Origin of the sequence: Ralstonia sp. SET104 (assembly GCF_003851545.1) — a bacterium.
Lineage (GTDB): Bacteria > Pseudomonadota > Gammaproteobacteria > Burkholderiales > Burkholderiaceae > Ralstonia.
Map to the genome: position 1 here is coordinate 1 of NZ_BHVX01000032.1, position 14,861 is coordinate 14,861.

Consider the following 14,861-nt stretch of genomic DNA (forward strand, 5'->3'; position numbering starts at 1 on the left):
CTCGGCGCGACACTTGGCTGGCGCTGGATGACCGAACACCTGCCGCCAGCGTTCAGCCAACGCCGCCCGATCCATCGATATGAGTTCGGACAGATCAACGCTCATACTGACTCCGCGATTCGATAGCGGCGGGCCCCGTCAACTGTCTCGCAGACTACCGGCAGCTGCAGGCGTTTGCGCAATACGCCGCTGATCACACCGCGTACCGAGTGGGCTTGCCATCCGGTGGCGCTCATCAGATCAGCCAAGCTGGCGCCCGATGCCTGTTTAATCAGCGCGATCAACTGAGCTTGCTTGGTGGTGGGAGCCTCCAACGCCTCAACTGTTGCAGCCGGTGCGAGCGGGGGCTTGGCGGTCCTGCTGCGGCCGGAGGAGAGGGCCTTGGTTTGCGCTGCCTTGAGACCCCTGCGGCTCTTTGCAGGATCAGCAGCGGACTTGGTTGCGGGGGCTCGGCGAGGTGCCTTCGGGGTAGGGGATTTGGTCATCATGCGCTCCTGGTGCGGCCGTCACGCCTGCCGTGGCGGTGACACCAGTAACGCTCTGAAGAGGCGACACATCAAGTGAATCTGGCGGAAGTCACGCCTCAGTCTGACGTGGCCGGGCGTCAATTTGCGTCGGGACTCCCAACAGTGGATCCGTCTGCGTACACGACCATTGTGGGTTGCATCTCTGTCGAGAACTGACCATCTTCCAGGTCCATCAGCTTGCGGCCTTCATCCGTGAACTCGTTGACCTTTCTGATTCCCTTCCAGACGTATTCCCCTCCCGGCGGAATCGCATGCTCGATGTTCAGCGGCGTCTTGGAAATGATTTCCCCGAAGGTGTTCTTGAACGCGAGCTGCAACTTCACACCCTTGATGGCCTTGTTGCCCAAATTCTTGACGCCGATCTGGACGGAAAAGCGGTTGTAGATCTGGCCCGCATCGAGATCTTGTGGGATGTACCGCTGCCCTATGAAGGTGAGCACGATGGTCTTGCTGAGTTCGGCAGCCGTGGTCGCCTGCTTGGCCTCGATCTCGGCCTTCAATCGCTGCGCTGCTGCCTTCTTGGCGTCCTGCTCTGCGATCCACTGGCGCTGCGCATCAATGGCCTGCCCAACGGTTGTGCCGACTGGCATACCTTGCTTGCCGAAGACTTCGCCCAACTGGGTCCGTAGCAGGTAGGCGGCAAGCAGACCTTTATCAGCTTCGCTGAGGTTCTTGATCTTCTGCGCAAATTCGCCGTCCCACTGTTTGGGATCAGTGGGCACGACGGCATCGGTCGGCTTCGAGCACCCGGCAAACGCGGTGCAGAGCAGCGCCGCAGCTATGAAGCAGAGGCTCATGCGGCTCGTTGCGGGGTCGGTGGTGGCTGGGCTGGAGCCCCTTAGGGTAGCAAATTTGCTCATGATGCGCTCCTGGTATGGGCCGCCACGACAGGGGTGACGGTGACACCAGTACCGCTCTGAAGGCGAGACACATCAAGCAATTTGCGGAGCGCGTCACCATGGCCGAATGATGGCTCCTGGCCGAGAGTGTTGAAAAATTCGATCGGCCCAGTGAACAGGGCGCGGCTGCCGAAACCCGACCTCTCAGATCGGCCTGTGTTGAACGATCGCCTGCCGTTTGGGGTTCGGGTGCCCCCGAAATTTCTCCGAAAACCATGTCTGCCGAGTTTTTCAAAACAATCGGCCGGAAGCAGCCGACCGAGACTCATTCGGTCGATGGCTGCTACCGACCCGTTACTGACCTTCTTCTTGCTGCCGTCGGTTCAGAGTCGGGTAACAAAGTAGCACAGTCATTCGCTGCGCGATGTCGCGCCTGAAGCCAACCATCCGAATTGCAAGTTACGACGTACCGAACGAGCCCAGCTTCAGCGCTATGATCTTGCAACCGGACAACTAAGCGAGCGCCAATGGACATTGATCAACTGTGCCGCGCAGTCAGAACACCAGCCGATCTTCGAAACTTGCCAGGCTACGTGGAGAAGGTCAATCCCGCGCAGGTCGCGCTGCGTCGCGTCATCTGGCCATACGGCTTCGCATCCGAGACGCATTGTGCCTTGACGAACTGCGGTACACCGCACAAGGCAGGTGTGATCATCGAGCTCGAGGACGGCACTATCTCCAACATTGGGCACATCTGTGGCGCTGACAAAGACAAGTTCTCGTCAAAGTTCACGGTGGAGATGCTCAAGTTGTCAGAGTCACGACGTCGGGAGGCAATGCTACCGATGCTTCTCGACCGACCAGCGCTTGAAGGAACGGAGCGCAAAGTACATGCCGCATACGACGAGGCGGAAAATTGGGTTCGCCGCGTCGAAGCGTTCGTTGCACTCTGTCCAGAGGCGGACCGGGAACTGAGACGCCGGATCAATAGTGGCGCCAGTATGGCAGTGGTCGACGTAGTCGAACTCCCGGAATCCGAAATCAGCGACATGATTGCGTCTGGGCAGGCACGCAACCGTGCTGCCGCGCGCTACAAGGAAATTGAAAAGGGCGTCATCCGCGGCTCGGCTGCACTTTCGCTCACGGAGCAACGAATTTCCTCGCTCTGGCGTCGCGCTGATGCTCTGCTTGCTGCTGATCCGCAAGCCGTCGACATCGCAGCGCTTCAGAAACTATTCAACGAATCAGTCTATCTGCCAGAAGATGCGAGATGCATCCTTGACGAGTGCGAGGCGGCGCGAGTGTTCTTTACCGCAGAGAATTTCTCGTTGATGGCCATGCTTCCGATGTCACAAAATGGCAGGAACGTCCTGAATGCCCTTACCGTAGATAAACTCGACAAGTCGGCCATGCGGCCGCTCGTGCGCCAAGCGCTTGGGAATACAGGAGGAGATCGGCCGCTCAACAAAAAACAGCGTGATTTACAGCGGAAGACGGAGGCGATCAAGCGCGCAGCGAAACGCATGACGAAACGATAGCGGCTGCCGAACCGAGCGATCAGCGCATGCTCCAACGCGCTCGAAGCCGTACTGGCGCGGCCGCTGCGCGACAGATGCCAGCCAAGCAACTCGCGCGTGTGGCAGTCGATCACCAGCGCCAGCGTCGCCCAACCGTCTCGGCCTGCCCAGACGCGGCACATATCTGTCGACCAGCGCTCGTTCGGTGCCGTGGCCACCGACGGCACGGCTTGAATGCGCGGCCGGAAGCCGACAGGACGTTTGCGAACCTGCCAACCCATGAGCTGGAAGATGCGTTGAACCGTGTTCTTGTTGAACCCCAGCAGATGTGCCACCGTCCGGTAGCCGAACGACGGCGACTCTTCGATCATCGTCTTGATCGGCTCCGCGAAGCGAGCCTGGACCTTCGGCGCGGACTTCACCGTCCGGTAATACACGGTGCGGCGCGGCACCTCGAACCACCGGCACAGCTTCGAGATCGAGACGGTAATGCCGTCGGCTTGCAGTCCCTGGCGGATCATCTCGATCACTTCTCGTCCTCGCCCAGCAGGGACTGCAATTTTTTTCGAGCACGCAACTCCAGCATGGCTTCGCCGTACGCTTCCTGCAGATCCTTGATCTGCCGCTCGTATTGCTCCTTCACATCCAGCGGGTTGGCGCGCAGCGCGTTCTCCATGCCGCGCTTGCCGTCGTCTACCCAACCTTCAATCTGGGAGGGCGACAGGTCGTAGGCGCGGCTGGCTTCCGCTACCGTCGTCTTGCCCTGCATGATGTCCAGCACCAGCGCGCTCTTGCGCTTGGCCGTCCAGCGCTTGATGTCTTCTTCCATCTTCGTGCTCATCGTCATTTCTCCTATTGTGACGTGAGCAGGTTTTCACTGGGTCAATACACGCCGGCCAGGAGGCGATGGAACCTTGATACACCACTCCGACAGGGGATCGCAATACGTCAGCATTCGCTACAGCGAGCGGCTGGCTGAAGCGGGCATCGAGCCGTCGGTCGGCAGCCGAGGCGACAGCTACGACAACGCGCTGGCTGAAACGATCAACGGCCTGTACAAGACGGAGCTGATTCATCGCCGCACCTGGAAAACTCGGGAGTCTGTCGAGCTGGCAACCCTGGAATGGGTAGCCTGGTTCAATCACCATCGACTGATGGAGCCACTCGGATATATCCCGCCCGCCGAAGCTGAGGCAAACTACTATCGGCAACTTGAAATCGCCGACACTGAAACCGCATTAACTTAAACCACCCAGCCTCCATGGTTCCCGGGGCGGTTCACATCGATGAGAAGCGGACACCTTCATCGCATAGCCATACAGCCCCGTAGTAATTGAACTGTCCCGGCTGTGAATGCCTGGCGTGCACTATCGCTTTCGAGCACGTGATCAACAATCAGCTTCTTCCCCGCCGGCCGAGATGCGAATGAGGCCAACTCACTTCGATCCGTGCTCGTGAAGAGCGGCTCTGGTTCCGGAGGCGTTGCGCCACGCTGAGAATAGATTTTGAGGATGCCATATCGGGCGTACTTGATACCCACGCTACTGCCAAAAAACTCCTGCGCATCCTGAAGCTCGTCGTCATTAAGTGCCTGCGCCAGTACCTCGTAGACCGTCTTCCGCATGTCCGAGGCATTCAACTGCTCTACGCACTGATACTGAGCACGAGTGACCTTTCCCTGATCGAAGCTTTTTGCAAAGGAAAGCTTCATTCCGACGAGAGCGGCCTCCGCAAAACTATCGGTAAGTACCGATAGAGATTCTTGCGACGGCCTCGCCGATGCCTGGAAGGTCACCATAAGAGCGGCTGCAGCGAAAACATGACGAACTGATGATCGGAGAATCATTGCAGGCACCTTCAGGCTCGGAGGAAGTAGGCATTATGTCGTCCGACGCCCGGCATTGTCTTCCCCCACGGAAGGAAGGCTTCTTCGAACGACGGCGTAGGTGTCATGCTGCCGACGATTCATTATGCTGGTTAGACTCAACCGGCGGTGATTTAATGAGCATCACGCCAACCCAGCTGCGCCAGCGTCCGTCCCCTCGCTACAAAGTCTGCCACGCTAGACCTCTGTCTGCTCCGCCATCTCAAGTGCGTCCTCTAGCTCAATGCCAAGGTAGCGGACCGTGCTTTCAAGTTTCGTGTGGCCGAGCAATAACTGGACAGCCCGGAGGTTCTTTGTGCGACGATAGATCAACGACGCCTTGGTCCGTCGCATCGTGTGGGTACCGTAAGCGGTGTCGTCCAGGCCGATTGATGCGACCCACCGATGGACCACCCGAGCATACTGGCGCGTCGACAGGTGCGGAGAGTCGTGAATTCGGCTAGGGAACAGGTAGTCGGTTGCGTGCAGCCTTGCATGCTCTATCCATGCCGCCACGCTCTCGCGGGTCTGTTCGGTGATCTCGAACTGTACCGGTCGTTGCGTCTTCTGCTGCATGATCGTCGCGCGGCTGGCGACGTGCTCTCTGTGACAAACGTCCCGCACCCTCAACTTGGTCAAATCGCATGCGCGAAGCTTGCTGTCGATGGCAAGATTAAACATGGCCAGATCTCGTACACGAGACGAAAGTTGCAGGCGTACGCGGATGGCCCAAATCTCCTTGAGCTTCAGCGGCAGCTTCTGGCCAATCAATCTCCCTTTGTTCCAGGGCGCTCGCGACCGATCGGTGTTGGTTAGCGTGTTCATGGATATCTCCTTTCGATTGAAGGGAGATCTAGTCTGACCGGCCGGTGCCGACTGGCCGACTCCCGTCCATCGAGGTCGCCACTCGGTCTGGCGTTTTACTTGTTCCGATGCCGTGCAATGGCGACCAGTAGACGGGCCCTCGGGCCAACTTGCGATATCGGGTGCTGAACGACTGCTCGTGGCTACGTTGCAGACAATCGTTCGAGTCAGTTCGATAAACCTAAATCGAGCAGCGATATGCGCCAGGCAAAACGGGAAACCTCGTGTTTGCTTCTGGGTGGCATCAACAGTGTGCGGACCGTGTGCCCAATGCAGCTGAACGATAGCTTCATTCCTGTCAGTTCATTATCAGAGCTCGAAGAGCCGGCTCCACTTTTGCAAATCGAAACTCGAAACCCTCTTGCAGAAGGCGAGTCGGGAATACTCGCTGGCCCCCCAGCAGCAGTTCGCTCATTTCACCAGCAGCCCAGCGCAGTGGTGCTGCCGGCAGGTGAAACCACGCGGGTCGATGTAGCACCCTGCCCAATATGCGGGCAAATTCTGCTTGAGTTAGAGAGGTTGGGGCGGTCGCGTTGTAGACGCCACGCATACCTGAATTGGATATCGCGCGCGCAATGATGCGTAGTACGTCTTCGCGGTGAATCCAGCTCATCACCTGTTTGCCACTTCCTAGGTGGCCGCCCACGCCGAAATAGTACGGGAGCAACATCGGGGGCAGAGCGCCGCCCGGCCCGAACACCAGGCCCAAGCGCAGCACGACCGTGCGGATGCCCAGGTCCTCAATCGGACGGGCGGAGTCCTCCCACTTCTGACACAGTTCGGACATGAAGCCGCTGCCCGGCACACTGCCTTCGGTCAGCCGTTCGTCAGCGGACCGGGCGCCGTAATAACCAATAGCCGATGCCTGAATCCACGTCCCAGGTCGGGAAGCGGCCGTGTTCACCCAACGCAGCAGTGTCTCGGTCACGCCGATGCGACTCGCCAATAACCGGGCCCGCCGTCGTGCGCTCCAGCGCTGCCCCAGAACGGGCGCTCCCGCCAGATTGATCACGGTGTCGAATCGTTCTTCGCGATGCAGTTGACTGACTGCCGTCACGCAACGCGCCCGTCCATTGAACTGATAGGCCGCGCGCAGCGGGTCGCGCGTCAGGACGGTGACGGCATGGCCGGCGTCGAGCAGGTGTATCACAAGCGCTTCGCCAATGAATCCGGTGCCGCCTGATACCAGGATGTTGAAATGAGACTGTCCAGCAAACGGATTCTCGACCGGCATTCGCCGGTTCATCCGGTATGTGGCCACGCCGTCGCGAACGCCGGAGGCCATCACGCCGAGGGCAAACAGGCTCAGCAGCCAGCCGCGCCACCCGACATCGGCGGCGGCGAGCGCCGTGGGTGCCTGGAACCATGCCGCGAGCTGCAGCCCGTAAAGGCCGAACAACGCCCCACCGTTGATAGCCAGCAAGGTGTGCAGAACGCGCTCGGTAGCCGGGAGCTTGCGGCTTCGATCCTCTTCCACGAAGTCCCAAAGGGTCAGCGCCACCTCCACGAGTACTAGCGCTGCGATGGCAAACGTCCACACGCCTAGGAACTTGAGGTTGGCCACTGAGACAAAAACCAGTCCGTACAGTACGGCTCTGATCGCGTGAATGGACAACTCTCGCCGTGCGCGCGGGCTGCACGGCAGCTTTTGCGCCAGCTCGTGGTGATACAGGGTGTCAAACGCTCCCATTAGTCCCTGCACGATGAGAAGGTTGATGGCCCAGTCGAAGGCAGGAAGTGTGGTCATGCGTCCTCCCTCCATAGCCAGATCAGAGGAAGAATCATCGCCAGTAGGGCCGTGCTATCGACCACCACGTGCAGCAACACATGAGCCTGCAATGAGATCAGAACGTCCTGAGGCGCCCAGACCAGCAAGCCGACCAACAGTCCACCCCAAGCCACGCGATGGCGGGTCTTGTTGCCCAGATGTACCAACGCCAGCATCCAGATCGCCGAACATTGAAGCGTCGCCCCAAACAAGGCCATCCACCATGCCTGCTGGGCTCTGGCTTCGGCAGGCGCCAGTCCGCTCCAGAAATAACGCTCGATGCCACGGTGGTAGCCGTCCAGGACAGAGGCATCCGCTATCCAGGGCAGTGCGGCGCCGGCAAACAGATGTGTAACAGCCGCTGCGTACATCCATCTAATAGCCCACCGGCGGATACTGTGACGCGAAGTCTGGATCATGGCGAGGATAAGTCAGTGTGGATCGCGGGGGTGTTCGCCTGTGAGAAATGGGTTACCGACGCGGCAGGTACTGCTGTCGCAGACCGGTGGAGCCCGATAACCGAGCCAGCGTGAGAGTGCGTAGCGGTTGCGGGCGAATGCGCGGTACATCGCGGCCAACGCTCGGCGCAGGCCCGGCACCCGCAGGGGCCAGACCAACCAATCTCGACCGACGAGGGTGTACGCGGCAATCATGCAATTCACGCCCACCAGCATGCAGCCGGCAGACGTGCGGCCATGCAATTCGCGATTCAGCGCCGCCATGTCTACACCAAGGGGAGCGCAGTCAAAGCCCGGGCGCGCAATGTCCACGAAGGCAAGTCGGCCCTCAGTGTCCCATTCGCTCAGGCGACGCATTTCCGTTGCGCAGAACGCGCACCTGCCGTCGAAATAGAGCTCCAGCATTGCTGAATTCATGACTTGGCACCCCTTTTCTTGTCAGGACCGAGAAACTGGGCAATCCGCCCTCCGGTCTTGAGTAGCTGTTTAATGGTCGGTGTCGGAAGATGCTTGAAATCGTCGTAGGCGCGCATGAAGATTTCCATGAATTCCAGCATCCCAAACATTTTGGCCTTGGTGGACGCATCCAGCATGGGGTCGTCTTCGGCATCCGCCACGCATTCCCTCAGCACTGCCAGGGTGGGATCGAGTTCACGCTTCTTGCGCTCGTCCATGACTACGCGAAATATCTCCCAGATATCCTGGTGCGCGACAAAGTGATCGCGCCGGTCACCCGCGATGTGTATTACCCGGATGAGGTTCCAGGACTGGAGTTCTTTGAGACTGTTGCTGACATTTGACCGAGCCGCGCCCAGCGTGGCGGCAATGTCCTCGGCATGGATAGGGTGCGGGCTGCAGAAAATCAGCGCATGAATCTGTGCCACCGTACGATTGACGCCCCAGCGGCTGCCCATTTCTCCCCAATGCAGGATCAGCTTCTGGGTGCTTGGGTTCAGGGACATAATTCCCTCATTTCTGTCGTTACAGAAATTAAAGAACTTTATCGCATATTTGTCAAGGCGGTGAAGAGGATGCCGTCCTCGGGAGGATGGGAGGGGGAATTAGACCTGAATCGGAGAGCGTGAGCGCCTGTTGGGTAGGTCCCTTCTAGGGGGTACGCGTCGGCAGTTGGCCGGTAGTGGAACTATCATTTAGGCTGGTGGCAGGCCTAGTCACTGACGACCGCAGGCTGCGGGCAAAGAGAAGGAAGACAACGAATGAAAAGGGGCTCTAGATGGTTCGTGGCCATGCTGCTCGTGGTTATCGTCCTATTCTTTACGCTGTGTGTTCAGTGGTCCTCGTATACGCATCAACGTGGGCTCATTGAGGACAGTAGTATTTCTGCAGCTGCGGCACGCCACCCCGAAATGAAAGCGGCCTTCGGTGCTCTCGCCGCTTGCGAGGAGCGTCGTAAGCACGGTGCGGACCGACCTCCAATCACGACCGCGTTTTGCATATCAACAGTTAGGGACAGGGCCGCAGCCATAGAGCGGCCGGACATTGTGGACACCTTTGACGAACTGAAGCGCGAAATCGATAGCAAGGCGACAGCAATCGAGGTTCCGTTTCCGCTTCGTATCATTCTCTGATTTCCAATAAAGAGGATGGGACTGCTACGGGACGTCGCCTTTCCCGCTGAACGTGCCTGCACTTATCCAGGAGGCGACGACAACGTTCACCGTTTCGACCACAGTGTCCCAGTCGTTGGCATCAAGTCCGTGTGACTCGATACCATCGAGTGCTGCGATGGCCAACCGATTGGAGTAATCAGTTGCAACATGGAAGCGCTCTTCAATCAACGCCGCTGTTCTTACAATCAACTCGTCGCTATAAAACTCGCTCATAGCTTGCTCGGCAGTCCTATTTGGGTACCTGTGTAGTTTAACTTTGGGCTGCTGAGGTGGTCACTGGCGCGGCCAAAGTCAGCTTTTGGCCGGAAGCGGACGGCAGTTACTCTTTGGAGGGCTTGCGCAGGTAGCTCTCCATCTTCTCCTGTGTGACAGGCATCGTGCTGAAAAACTCCGAGAGGAAGCCGCAGACTTCCTGATACCTCTCACCAATATTTGTTTTGGGCCACGCACAAAGTGTGGTGCCACCGCTTCCCCATCCTTGTATCGGCTCGAAGATCGTCATGCTCGACACGGACGGTCCACCAAAGCAGTCGTCCCCGAAAGTAACGTCCTTTAGGATCTCCTCGCCGTCACGCGACAGATTCAGCTTGATCTGCGGCGTCGCGTTGCACATGCCTCGCTCGTATGGGGCGGGCTGCTTCGTGGTGAGCCGATATGTCACGTCGCCCAATTTGCACTCATAGCGCAGGTCTGACGGAACATAAAAGCCATATCGCGCCCAGATGGCCTTGCGTTCCTTGATGCGTTTGTCATCAAACTCAGCGTCTGACCAAGTGTCGCCGCCATCTAGGCCAACGTACTCGAAGCGGAAGAATCGCGCATCAGGGTTGCATGCAATTCTGACAAAGTCTTGCGTCCAGTCCGCCATTGCTGGCTTGGCGGACAGTGCGAGCAGGATGGCGAAGAAGGCTAGGTGCGAGAACCGTGACATGGTTTTCTGTCGTTGTTAGGTATCAGGGGCGGGGCGTAGCTTCCACTCATCGTTTCGGCAACGGGGAAGGTGCTCGCTTTGGCTTATAGACATCTCGTGGATCTATCGTGGGCGGCCATGGGCACTGTTCTGTCGGAGCACTTCCACTTGCGAAGCCGAGAATCGTGATCGGTCCGTACGGGAGATAGGTGTAGTGGGAAGTGAACGCCATATCGCCGTCAGTCGCATCGACAAGGATCTGGTCGTTGAACCTTAGCCATTGCCAGAACGGAATTTCTTGGTCGCTCGAAAAAGGGCGATCAACTGTCACCCTTCTCTCGCTGCTTGCCATATACCCGGCCCGGGCTCGGTTACTTCTCGTCGAAAGGCCAAAGTTGGCTTCCGGTTTGGAGATATCTTCCTCGTCAAAACATTCGAGTCCGCAGGTGGCGGGGGCGCCGGGCTTCCTGGTGTATCTGTAGAACTGCGTTTTCGCCTCGCTATTCGAGTTCAAGCCAACCCGCTTGTTGCAGTCAAAGCCAAGGTAGCCATGGTTGGCGATATATGCGGGCCCCTTTTTGCAGTCTGATGAAAAGCCCCAATCCAGCAGAATGAAATCGACTGATTTTTTTTTGATGATTGACGCTTGAGTGGGGTGAGAGCACAGCTCTTTGAATTCTGCGTAACTCGGTCTCGCCAAATGTAGGAAGGGATATGCGAATACGCAAGCGAGCACACCGAGAGGGAACAGGGGGCGCCACTTGCCGATCGGAAGCAATGCACCTACACCCCAAACGGCAAAGAAAAATAGGCAGAAAAGAATAAGGAATGCGATTGCGAACATACCCGCTGTTGTCGAGTGACTGCTTCTGGCCGAAACCGGACGGCGGCTCTCCGCCGCCTCGGCTCGAGAAAGAAGTATTTCATCTGCTAGCCTTCACGCCCGCATAGCAAATTCAGTATGGATGCCAGGCTGAAGCGTTTCCCCGCTTCGGCAGTCGAGCCGAAAGCTCTCGATTTTTTAGAGAACTCACCCAGGGTTAGCTTGGCGCCGGTCTCGGGCGACAGAGCTGCGTCGACTGTCTGTGTTCCTACCTTGAAGAAGCGTGGCTTGGAGCGTACGTCCGTGTCCCACGGACAGACCCCGAACTGCTCAATGAGCGCCTCGTATAGCAGGCGGCTGGTCAGCGAAAAGTCCGCTACACGGAGATTTTCCGCTTCCAAGTAATAGATGCGTACGAGCTCTTCGGGCGGTATGGATTCGTCCTCTTCAAGATAGGACGGCGCAGACAACCATCGTGTCTCGAATGCCTTTGGAACCCCATGTTCTTGGATTGGTGAGTCATTGAGCGAGTCGGACGTTTGCAGACGAGACCGCGTCCGAACTCCGTTCTCGATAAACGCATAGCCGTACGTGCCGCCTGAATCGTAATGGCAAAATCCGAGGACAACTTCCGGGTTTCCCAGCTTGGCAGCAATGTGCCCGGCATCGGCGTCTGGATTGTCCAGAACATCCCAAACCAACGCGTTGCTGTACACAAAGCAAACGTCGCCAAAGACTTCGACCATCACGTCCGTAGGATGGCGGATGTCGAACTCCCGTCCTCGGGGCGGCACAATTTCGTAACACGGGGACGCAAATAGCCTCGATACCAGAGCATCGGCCGACTGACTCGCATCCGTTGAACGAAATGCGATTCCAGCGAGAGCCACACCCATCCCTCATCTCCTCATGATAAGTACGCACTGAGTGCTGTTCGCCGTAAGTTGCCGATATCAGTCGTGGACGGCTACAAACTGCTCGGAGTCCGGCCACTTCTCGTACACGCTACCCGCCGGCGAGTCGAGGAGAGGAATGATGCTGGGGTCGTAGTTGGCAATCGTGTTGACATCATAGACAGCATGATTCTCGGTGACAGCCATATAAGCGTCGCTCTCCAAACCAGCCAAGAATCGCCAACCGCTGTCGAAGCTGTTAGCCGGCGCCTCTCGGTACATGAACCGAACGGGGTGCCCCTCTACCGTTATGAGGTCGCTAGCAATGCAAGCACCGTAGCCCGTGGCTATCGGCTTGACTTGGTCTGCCGACAATTTGAATGTCTTCTTCATCGTTTCCCCTACTGCACGGTTAGTGCGGCTCCCGAGCTCGCTCGACATCGTTCAATTTTGGTCGAGCAGCGCTTCGCCCCAAATCCTGATGACGGACGAGAACTGCCCGGGGTTGCTGGCTTCAACCTTGATAGCTTTGGGAATGAAGCTCGCCCCTTGGTACTCTGGCGTCGCTGCATACCTTGTAACCTTGCCCGACGCCACCAAAGGAGCGATAACGTTGCGGTCCATCGACTGCTTCAACTCGACGACATCGGCTGGCACGTAGACGACATTTGGTCCGAAATCGGGCCCGCCAAATTCGCTCGGCATGAGCAACAGTCTGCCCAGCGCTCCGCTCTTGTATAGGGCCTCCGCTTTTGCCAGGGAATCGACGTCCGAATAGTCTGGACCCGGCGGCTTCTTCTTGCTCTTGAGCCAATCGAAAATCAAAGTGCCCTCCTGGAACTTGGTGGCGAATACTCGTCAGAGGGTGCCGACCGACCTATCGCCCCGCCACTCCGCGCACTGCCATGGCGAGCGTGAACGCCACGATTACAGCAGACCAATATTCGACAGGCAAAAAGAACAGACGGTGCTTGCGCGCGCTATTCTCGTTCCGATTCATGGAATAGCCGAAGACGCCAACGGCTAGCGCGCTCAACAGGCCACCTGTGACCTTTGGCCAGAGATGCGCTGTATAGAAGCCCGGCCCTAATGTCGCGTCAACTACCAGCTGCGTGAGTGCAAACACGACAAACGGTACAGGCAGAACGAGAATTCCCAAACGATGCCAGATGATAAGCATGTCGCAGGTTCCTGATGGGCGGAGCGATAAGGACCTTGCTCCTAGGGCAACGTGACTTCGAAGCCTCCAATTACCTCCTGGTACATCTCGCGGCGACCAGGCGTAAAGGAAAGCGGCGTTTCCACAAAGAGATTGACGATTTTTCTCGACGTGACATAGCCGAGAAAGCCGAAAAAACTGCGCCCCGAGCCCATGCCTTCGTAGCTGATTTCCCAGCCGGTGCCTGTGGAATGCGACTGCACACGTTCATTGGTGTAGGAAAGCTCGATGCGCGCATCCTGCCCCAGCAGGTGCCGCACGCCGTCCACATACGCCTTCTTGCGCGTCTCGAGCAGAAATCGCGCGGTGGCCTCGAATTTCTCGGGCGGCACCTTGTAGGGGTCCATGGACAGCGTGATAGTCGTGCGCGTTTCAGGGCAGTAAAGCTGAAGGCGCGTGGGGTCATCGCCTGGAACTTGCTCCCAGTCGCGGGATGAGCGGAAACGAAACTCAGGGTGCGGCCATTCGAACGGCATGTCAGTGTGTCCCCAGTTTGTTGGCGTCGCCAGCATATCGTAGGGAAGTGACACAGGATGAGTTTCCGCCTCCCTACCAAAGGGGGGCTCACAAAGGCTCTGCAGGAGGGGAGCAGATAGCAACGCGAGCCTTGTACGTCTAGATAGGCGCGCCTATTGTCGGCAACTGTCAAACGACCGCTTCTGGCCGGAAGCAGTCACCGAGCGCGACACCGGTGAGCATCCGCTCGCTTACTTTTTGGCCGCTGCTTGAATATCTTCACAGAAGCTCTTTAGATTTCGAGGGCATTGCTTGCCCGCATTTCTGGCTATCCGCCGCAACCTCTCTGCAGGCACTGTATCGTCAACATGCCGGACAATGAACCTACGGAAAGCTGGGTCTGATGCAATCATGGGTTCCATCTGTCGTATGGTTCCCCAGTGATTGGCGAGCAAAAGAGTAGTTGATTCGCTGAAACCTTCCGCGATGGCTCCATCGTCACAATGTGCGAACTGTCGAAATTGTCGATGCAACTGCTTCCACGACGTAGCCACATCGGATATTGCCTCTGCCTTGTAAGCATCGTCCGCAGTGCAAACTCGGGTATCAGCCAAGGCCGATGACGAGCAGGAAACAGCGACGAGCCATAGCCCGACGTTGCGAAGTGTCGTTTGGAGGGAGGCGAAGTTCATCTTTCGAATTTCGAATGCAGAATTTGCGCCCCCCGTCCAGAGATGTGAGGGCGTCCCGTGTCTCGTTCCGTTGCAGCCGTTCTCGCCGAGATTTGAAGAGCAACGTTACCTTCGAATTGCTAGGCACGCATCCATATTTTGCCCCCGTAATTCAACGTCCGCTCCTGGCCGGAAGCAGACGCCGGTGCCTCCTTATGGCAGCGTCAATGTCACGAGCGCCAACTGGCCGCCTGAGAACTCATGGTGAATCCACATGCTGTCATGTTCAAATCGAAGTAAGCGTGTCCCCAGCACCGTCTCGACGGTGTGAGAGGAAGTTGCCAGAGTGATCCCCACCAAATCTATGGTCCCCTCCGTTTTTGCAACCCTGATCTTTGACGGTGTGGTTGGCTTGCCAAAA

At 57.7% G+C, this 14,861-nt stretch carries 17 protein-coding genes and 4 pseudogenes; 3 read left to right on the plus strand and 18 right to left on the minus strand.

Annotated elements, in window-relative coordinates; translation table 11 throughout:
• Positions 1–101 precede the first annotated feature (101 nt).
• The gene (locus PSUB009319_RS23375) at positions 102–488 is read right to left on the minus strand and encodes a DUF3489 domain-containing protein (protein ID WP_260393122.1); all 387 of its coding nucleotides are present in this window, start codon (positions 486–488) and stop codon (positions 102–104) included.
• A 116-nt stretch (positions 489–604) separates the two neighbouring features.
• A complete protein-coding gene (locus PSUB009319_RS22445; protein ID WP_260393123.1) occupies positions 605–1,387 on the minus strand; it encodes a hypothetical protein in 783 nt (260 codons plus the stop codon).
• A 506-nt stretch (positions 1,388–1,893) separates the two neighbouring features.
• Here PSUB009319_RS22445 and PSUB009319_RS22990 point away from each other — a divergent pair.
• Positions 1,894–2,904, plus strand: coding sequence for a hypothetical protein (locus tag PSUB009319_RS22990; RefSeq protein ID WP_185453539.1), 1,011 nt, complete (start codon positions 1,894–1,896; stop codon positions 2,902–2,904).
• Between the two features lie 14 nt (positions 2,905–2,918).
• Here PSUB009319_RS22990 and PSUB009319_RS23435 read toward each other — a convergent pair.
• Together PSUB009319_RS23435 and PSUB009319_RS22455 are read right to left on the minus strand one after the other, a co-directional pair.
• Positions 2,919–3,404: pseudogene (locus tag PSUB009319_RS23435) on the minus strand (DDE-type integrase/transposase/recombinase); the annotation flags it as partial.
• A gap of 5 nt (positions 3,405–3,409) precedes the next feature.
• Positions 3,410–3,724 carry a DUF1153 domain-containing protein gene (locus PSUB009319_RS22455; protein ID WP_124384379.1) on the minus strand — a complete coding sequence of 105 codons (315 nt, stop codon included), beginning with the start codon at positions 3,722–3,724 and terminating at the stop codon, positions 3,410–3,412.
• 49 nt (positions 3,725–3,773) lie between these two features.
• On the opposite strand from PSUB009319_RS22455, the pseudogene PSUB009319_RS22460 reads away from it, so the two are divergent.
• Positions 3,774–4,130: pseudogene (locus PSUB009319_RS22460) on the plus strand (integrase core domain-containing protein); the annotation flags it as partial.
• 56 nt (positions 4,131–4,186) lie between these two features.
• Here the strand turns inward: PSUB009319_RS22460 and PSUB009319_RS22465 are convergent.
• The 5 genes and pseudogenes from PSUB009319_RS22465 to PSUB009319_RS22485 all read right to left on the minus strand — a co-directional run bounded on the left by PSUB009319_RS22465 (position 4,187) and on the right by PSUB009319_RS22485 (position 8,799).
• On the minus strand, positions 4,187–4,681 hold the full coding sequence (locus PSUB009319_RS22465) for a DUF2059 domain-containing protein (RefSeq protein WP_185453538.1): 495 nt from the start codon (positions 4,679–4,681) through the stop codon (positions 4,187–4,189).
• Positions 4,682–4,945: 264 nt separating this feature from the next.
• Positions 4,946–5,572 carry a tyrosine-type recombinase/integrase gene (locus PSUB009319_RS22470; RefSeq protein WP_124384381.1) on the minus strand — a complete coding sequence of 209 codons (627 nt, stop codon included), beginning with the start codon at positions 5,570–5,572 and terminating at the stop codon, positions 4,946–4,948.
• A gap of 337 nt (positions 5,573–5,909) precedes the next feature.
• A complete protein-coding gene (locus PSUB009319_RS22475; protein WP_124384382.1) occupies positions 5,910–7,358 on the minus strand; it encodes a TIGR01777 family oxidoreductase in 1,449 nt (482 codons plus the stop codon).
• Positions 7,355–8,254 (minus strand): annotated as a pseudogene (locus tag PSUB009319_RS23515) (thiol-disulfide oxidoreductase DCC family protein). The gene PSUB009319_RS22475 and the pseudogene PSUB009319_RS23515 overlap by 4 nt, the downstream one beginning before the upstream one ends.
• Positions 8,251–8,799 (minus strand): GbsR/MarR family transcriptional regulator, encoded by a 549-nt coding sequence (locus PSUB009319_RS22485; protein ID WP_124384383.1) that lies wholly within the window; start codon positions 8,797–8,799, stop codon positions 8,251–8,253. Before PSUB009319_RS22485 ends, PSUB009319_RS23515 begins: the two are co-directional and overlap by 4 nt.
• Positions 8,800–9,084: 285 nt before the next feature.
• Between PSUB009319_RS22485 and PSUB009319_RS22490 the strand changes: the two genes are divergently transcribed.
• The gene (locus PSUB009319_RS22490) at positions 9,085–9,426 is read left to right on the plus strand and encodes a hypothetical protein (RefSeq protein ID WP_124384384.1); all 342 of its coding nucleotides are present in this window, start codon (positions 9,085–9,087) and stop codon (positions 9,424–9,426) included.
• 24 nt (positions 9,427–9,450) lie between these two features.
• Here the strand turns inward: PSUB009319_RS22490 and PSUB009319_RS22495 are convergent, their stop codons facing one another.
• The 9 genes and pseudogenes from PSUB009319_RS22495 to PSUB009319_RS23045 form a co-directional block, all read right to left on the minus strand.
• Positions 9,451–9,681, minus strand: a complete 231-nt coding sequence (locus PSUB009319_RS22495; RefSeq protein ID WP_124384385.1) for a hypothetical protein — start codon at positions 9,679–9,681, stop codon at positions 9,451–9,453.
• A 106-nt stretch (positions 9,682–9,787) separates the two neighbouring features.
• Positions 9,788–10,399: a hypothetical protein gene (locus PSUB009319_RS22500; RefSeq protein ID WP_124384386.1), complete on the minus strand. Its 612-nt coding sequence runs from the start codon at positions 10,397–10,399 to the stop codon at positions 9,788–9,790.
• A gap of 46 nt (positions 10,400–10,445) precedes the next feature.
• Positions 10,446–11,222 (minus strand): hypothetical protein, encoded by a 777-nt coding sequence (locus PSUB009319_RS22505; protein WP_124384387.1) that lies wholly within the window; start codon positions 11,220–11,222, stop codon positions 10,446–10,448.
• Between the two features lie 86 nt (positions 11,223–11,308).
• A complete protein-coding gene (locus PSUB009319_RS22510) occupies positions 11,309–12,097 on the minus strand; it encodes a hypothetical protein (protein ID WP_124384388.1) in 789 nt (262 codons plus the stop codon).
• Between the two features lie 57 nt (positions 12,098–12,154).
• Positions 12,155–12,487: a DUF2185 domain-containing protein gene (locus tag PSUB009319_RS22515; RefSeq protein WP_124384389.1), complete on the minus strand. Its 333-nt coding sequence runs from the start codon at positions 12,485–12,487 to the stop codon at positions 12,155–12,157.
• A 51-nt stretch (positions 12,488–12,538) separates the two neighbouring features.
• Positions 12,539–12,919, minus strand: coding sequence for a hypothetical protein (locus PSUB009319_RS22520; RefSeq protein WP_124384390.1), 381 nt, complete (start codon positions 12,917–12,919; stop codon positions 12,539–12,541).
• A 52-nt stretch (positions 12,920–12,971) separates the two neighbouring features.
• A complete protein-coding gene (locus PSUB009319_RS22525; RefSeq protein ID WP_124384391.1) occupies positions 12,972–13,274 on the minus strand; it encodes a hypothetical protein in 303 nt (100 codons plus the stop codon).
• Positions 13,275–13,315: 41 nt separating this feature from the next.
• A complete protein-coding gene (locus tag PSUB009319_RS22530; protein ID WP_124384392.1) occupies positions 13,316–13,789 on the minus strand; it encodes a hypothetical protein in 474 nt (157 codons plus the stop codon).
• A gap of 864 nt (positions 13,790–14,653) precedes the next feature.
• Positions 14,654–14,861 (minus strand): annotated as a pseudogene (locus PSUB009319_RS23045) (hypothetical protein); the annotation flags it as partial.

What these genes read in the sequence shown, in the direction of transcription:
- PSUB009319_RS22510 (WP_124384388.1), bottom strand. Translation starts at nt 12,097, where the DNA reads ATGGGTGTGGCTCTCGCTGGAATCGCATTTCGTTCAACGGATGCGAGT.
- PSUB009319_RS22475 (WP_124384382.1), bottom strand. Translation starts at nt 7,358, where the DNA reads ATGACCACACTTCCTGCCTTCGACTGGGCCATCAACCTTCTCATCGTG.
- PSUB009319_RS22445 (WP_260393123.1), bottom strand. Translation starts at nt 1,387, where the DNA reads ATGAGCAAATTTGCTACCCTAAGGGGCTCCAGCCCAGCCACCACCGAC.
- PSUB009319_RS22490 (WP_124384384.1), top strand. Translation starts at nt 9,085, where the DNA reads ATGCTGCTCGTGGTTATCGTCCTATTCTTTACGCTGTGTGTTCAGTGG.
- PSUB009319_RS22495 (WP_124384385.1), bottom strand. Translation starts at nt 9,681, where the DNA reads ATGAGCGAGTTTTATAGCGACGAGTTGATTGTAAGAACAGCGGCGTTG.
- PSUB009319_RS22525 (WP_124384391.1), bottom strand. Translation starts at nt 13,274, where the DNA reads ATGCTTATCATCTGGCATCGTTTGGGAATTCTCGTTCTGCCTGTACCG.
- PSUB009319_RS22990 (WP_185453539.1), top strand. Translation starts at nt 1,894, where the DNA reads ATGGACATTGATCAACTGTGCCGCGCAGTCAGAACACCAGCCGATCTT.
- PSUB009319_RS23375 (WP_260393122.1), bottom strand. Translation starts at nt 488, where the DNA reads ATGATGACCAAATCCCCTACCCCGAAGGCACCTCGCCGAGCCCCCGCA.
- PSUB009319_RS22455 (WP_124384379.1), bottom strand. Translation starts at nt 3,724, where the DNA reads ATGAGCACGAAGATGGAAGAAGACATCAAGCGCTGGACGGCCAAGCGC.
- PSUB009319_RS22505 (WP_124384387.1), bottom strand. Translation starts at nt 11,222, where the DNA reads ATGTTCGCAATCGCATTCCTTATTCTTTTCTGCCTATTTTTCTTTGCC.
- PSUB009319_RS22465 (WP_185453538.1), bottom strand. Translation starts at nt 4,681, where the DNA reads ATGGTGACCTTCCAGGCATCGGCGAGGCCGTCGCAAGAATCTCTATCG.
- PSUB009319_RS22515 (WP_124384389.1), bottom strand. Translation starts at nt 12,487, where the DNA reads ATGAAGAAGACATTCAAATTGTCGGCAGACCAAGTCAAGCCGATAGCC.
- PSUB009319_RS22530 (WP_124384392.1), bottom strand. Translation starts at nt 13,789, where the DNA reads ATGCCGTTCGAATGGCCGCACCCTGAGTTTCGTTTCCGCTCATCCCGC.
- PSUB009319_RS22500 (WP_124384386.1), bottom strand. Translation starts at nt 10,399, where the DNA reads ATGTCACGGTTCTCGCACCTAGCCTTCTTCGCCATCCTGCTCGCACTG.
- PSUB009319_RS22470 (WP_124384381.1), bottom strand. Translation starts at nt 5,572, where the DNA reads ATGAACACGCTAACCAACACCGATCGGTCGCGAGCGCCCTGGAACAAA.
- PSUB009319_RS22485 (WP_124384383.1), bottom strand. Translation starts at nt 8,799, where the DNA reads ATGTCCCTGAACCCAAGCACCCAGAAGCTGATCCTGCATTGGGGAGAA.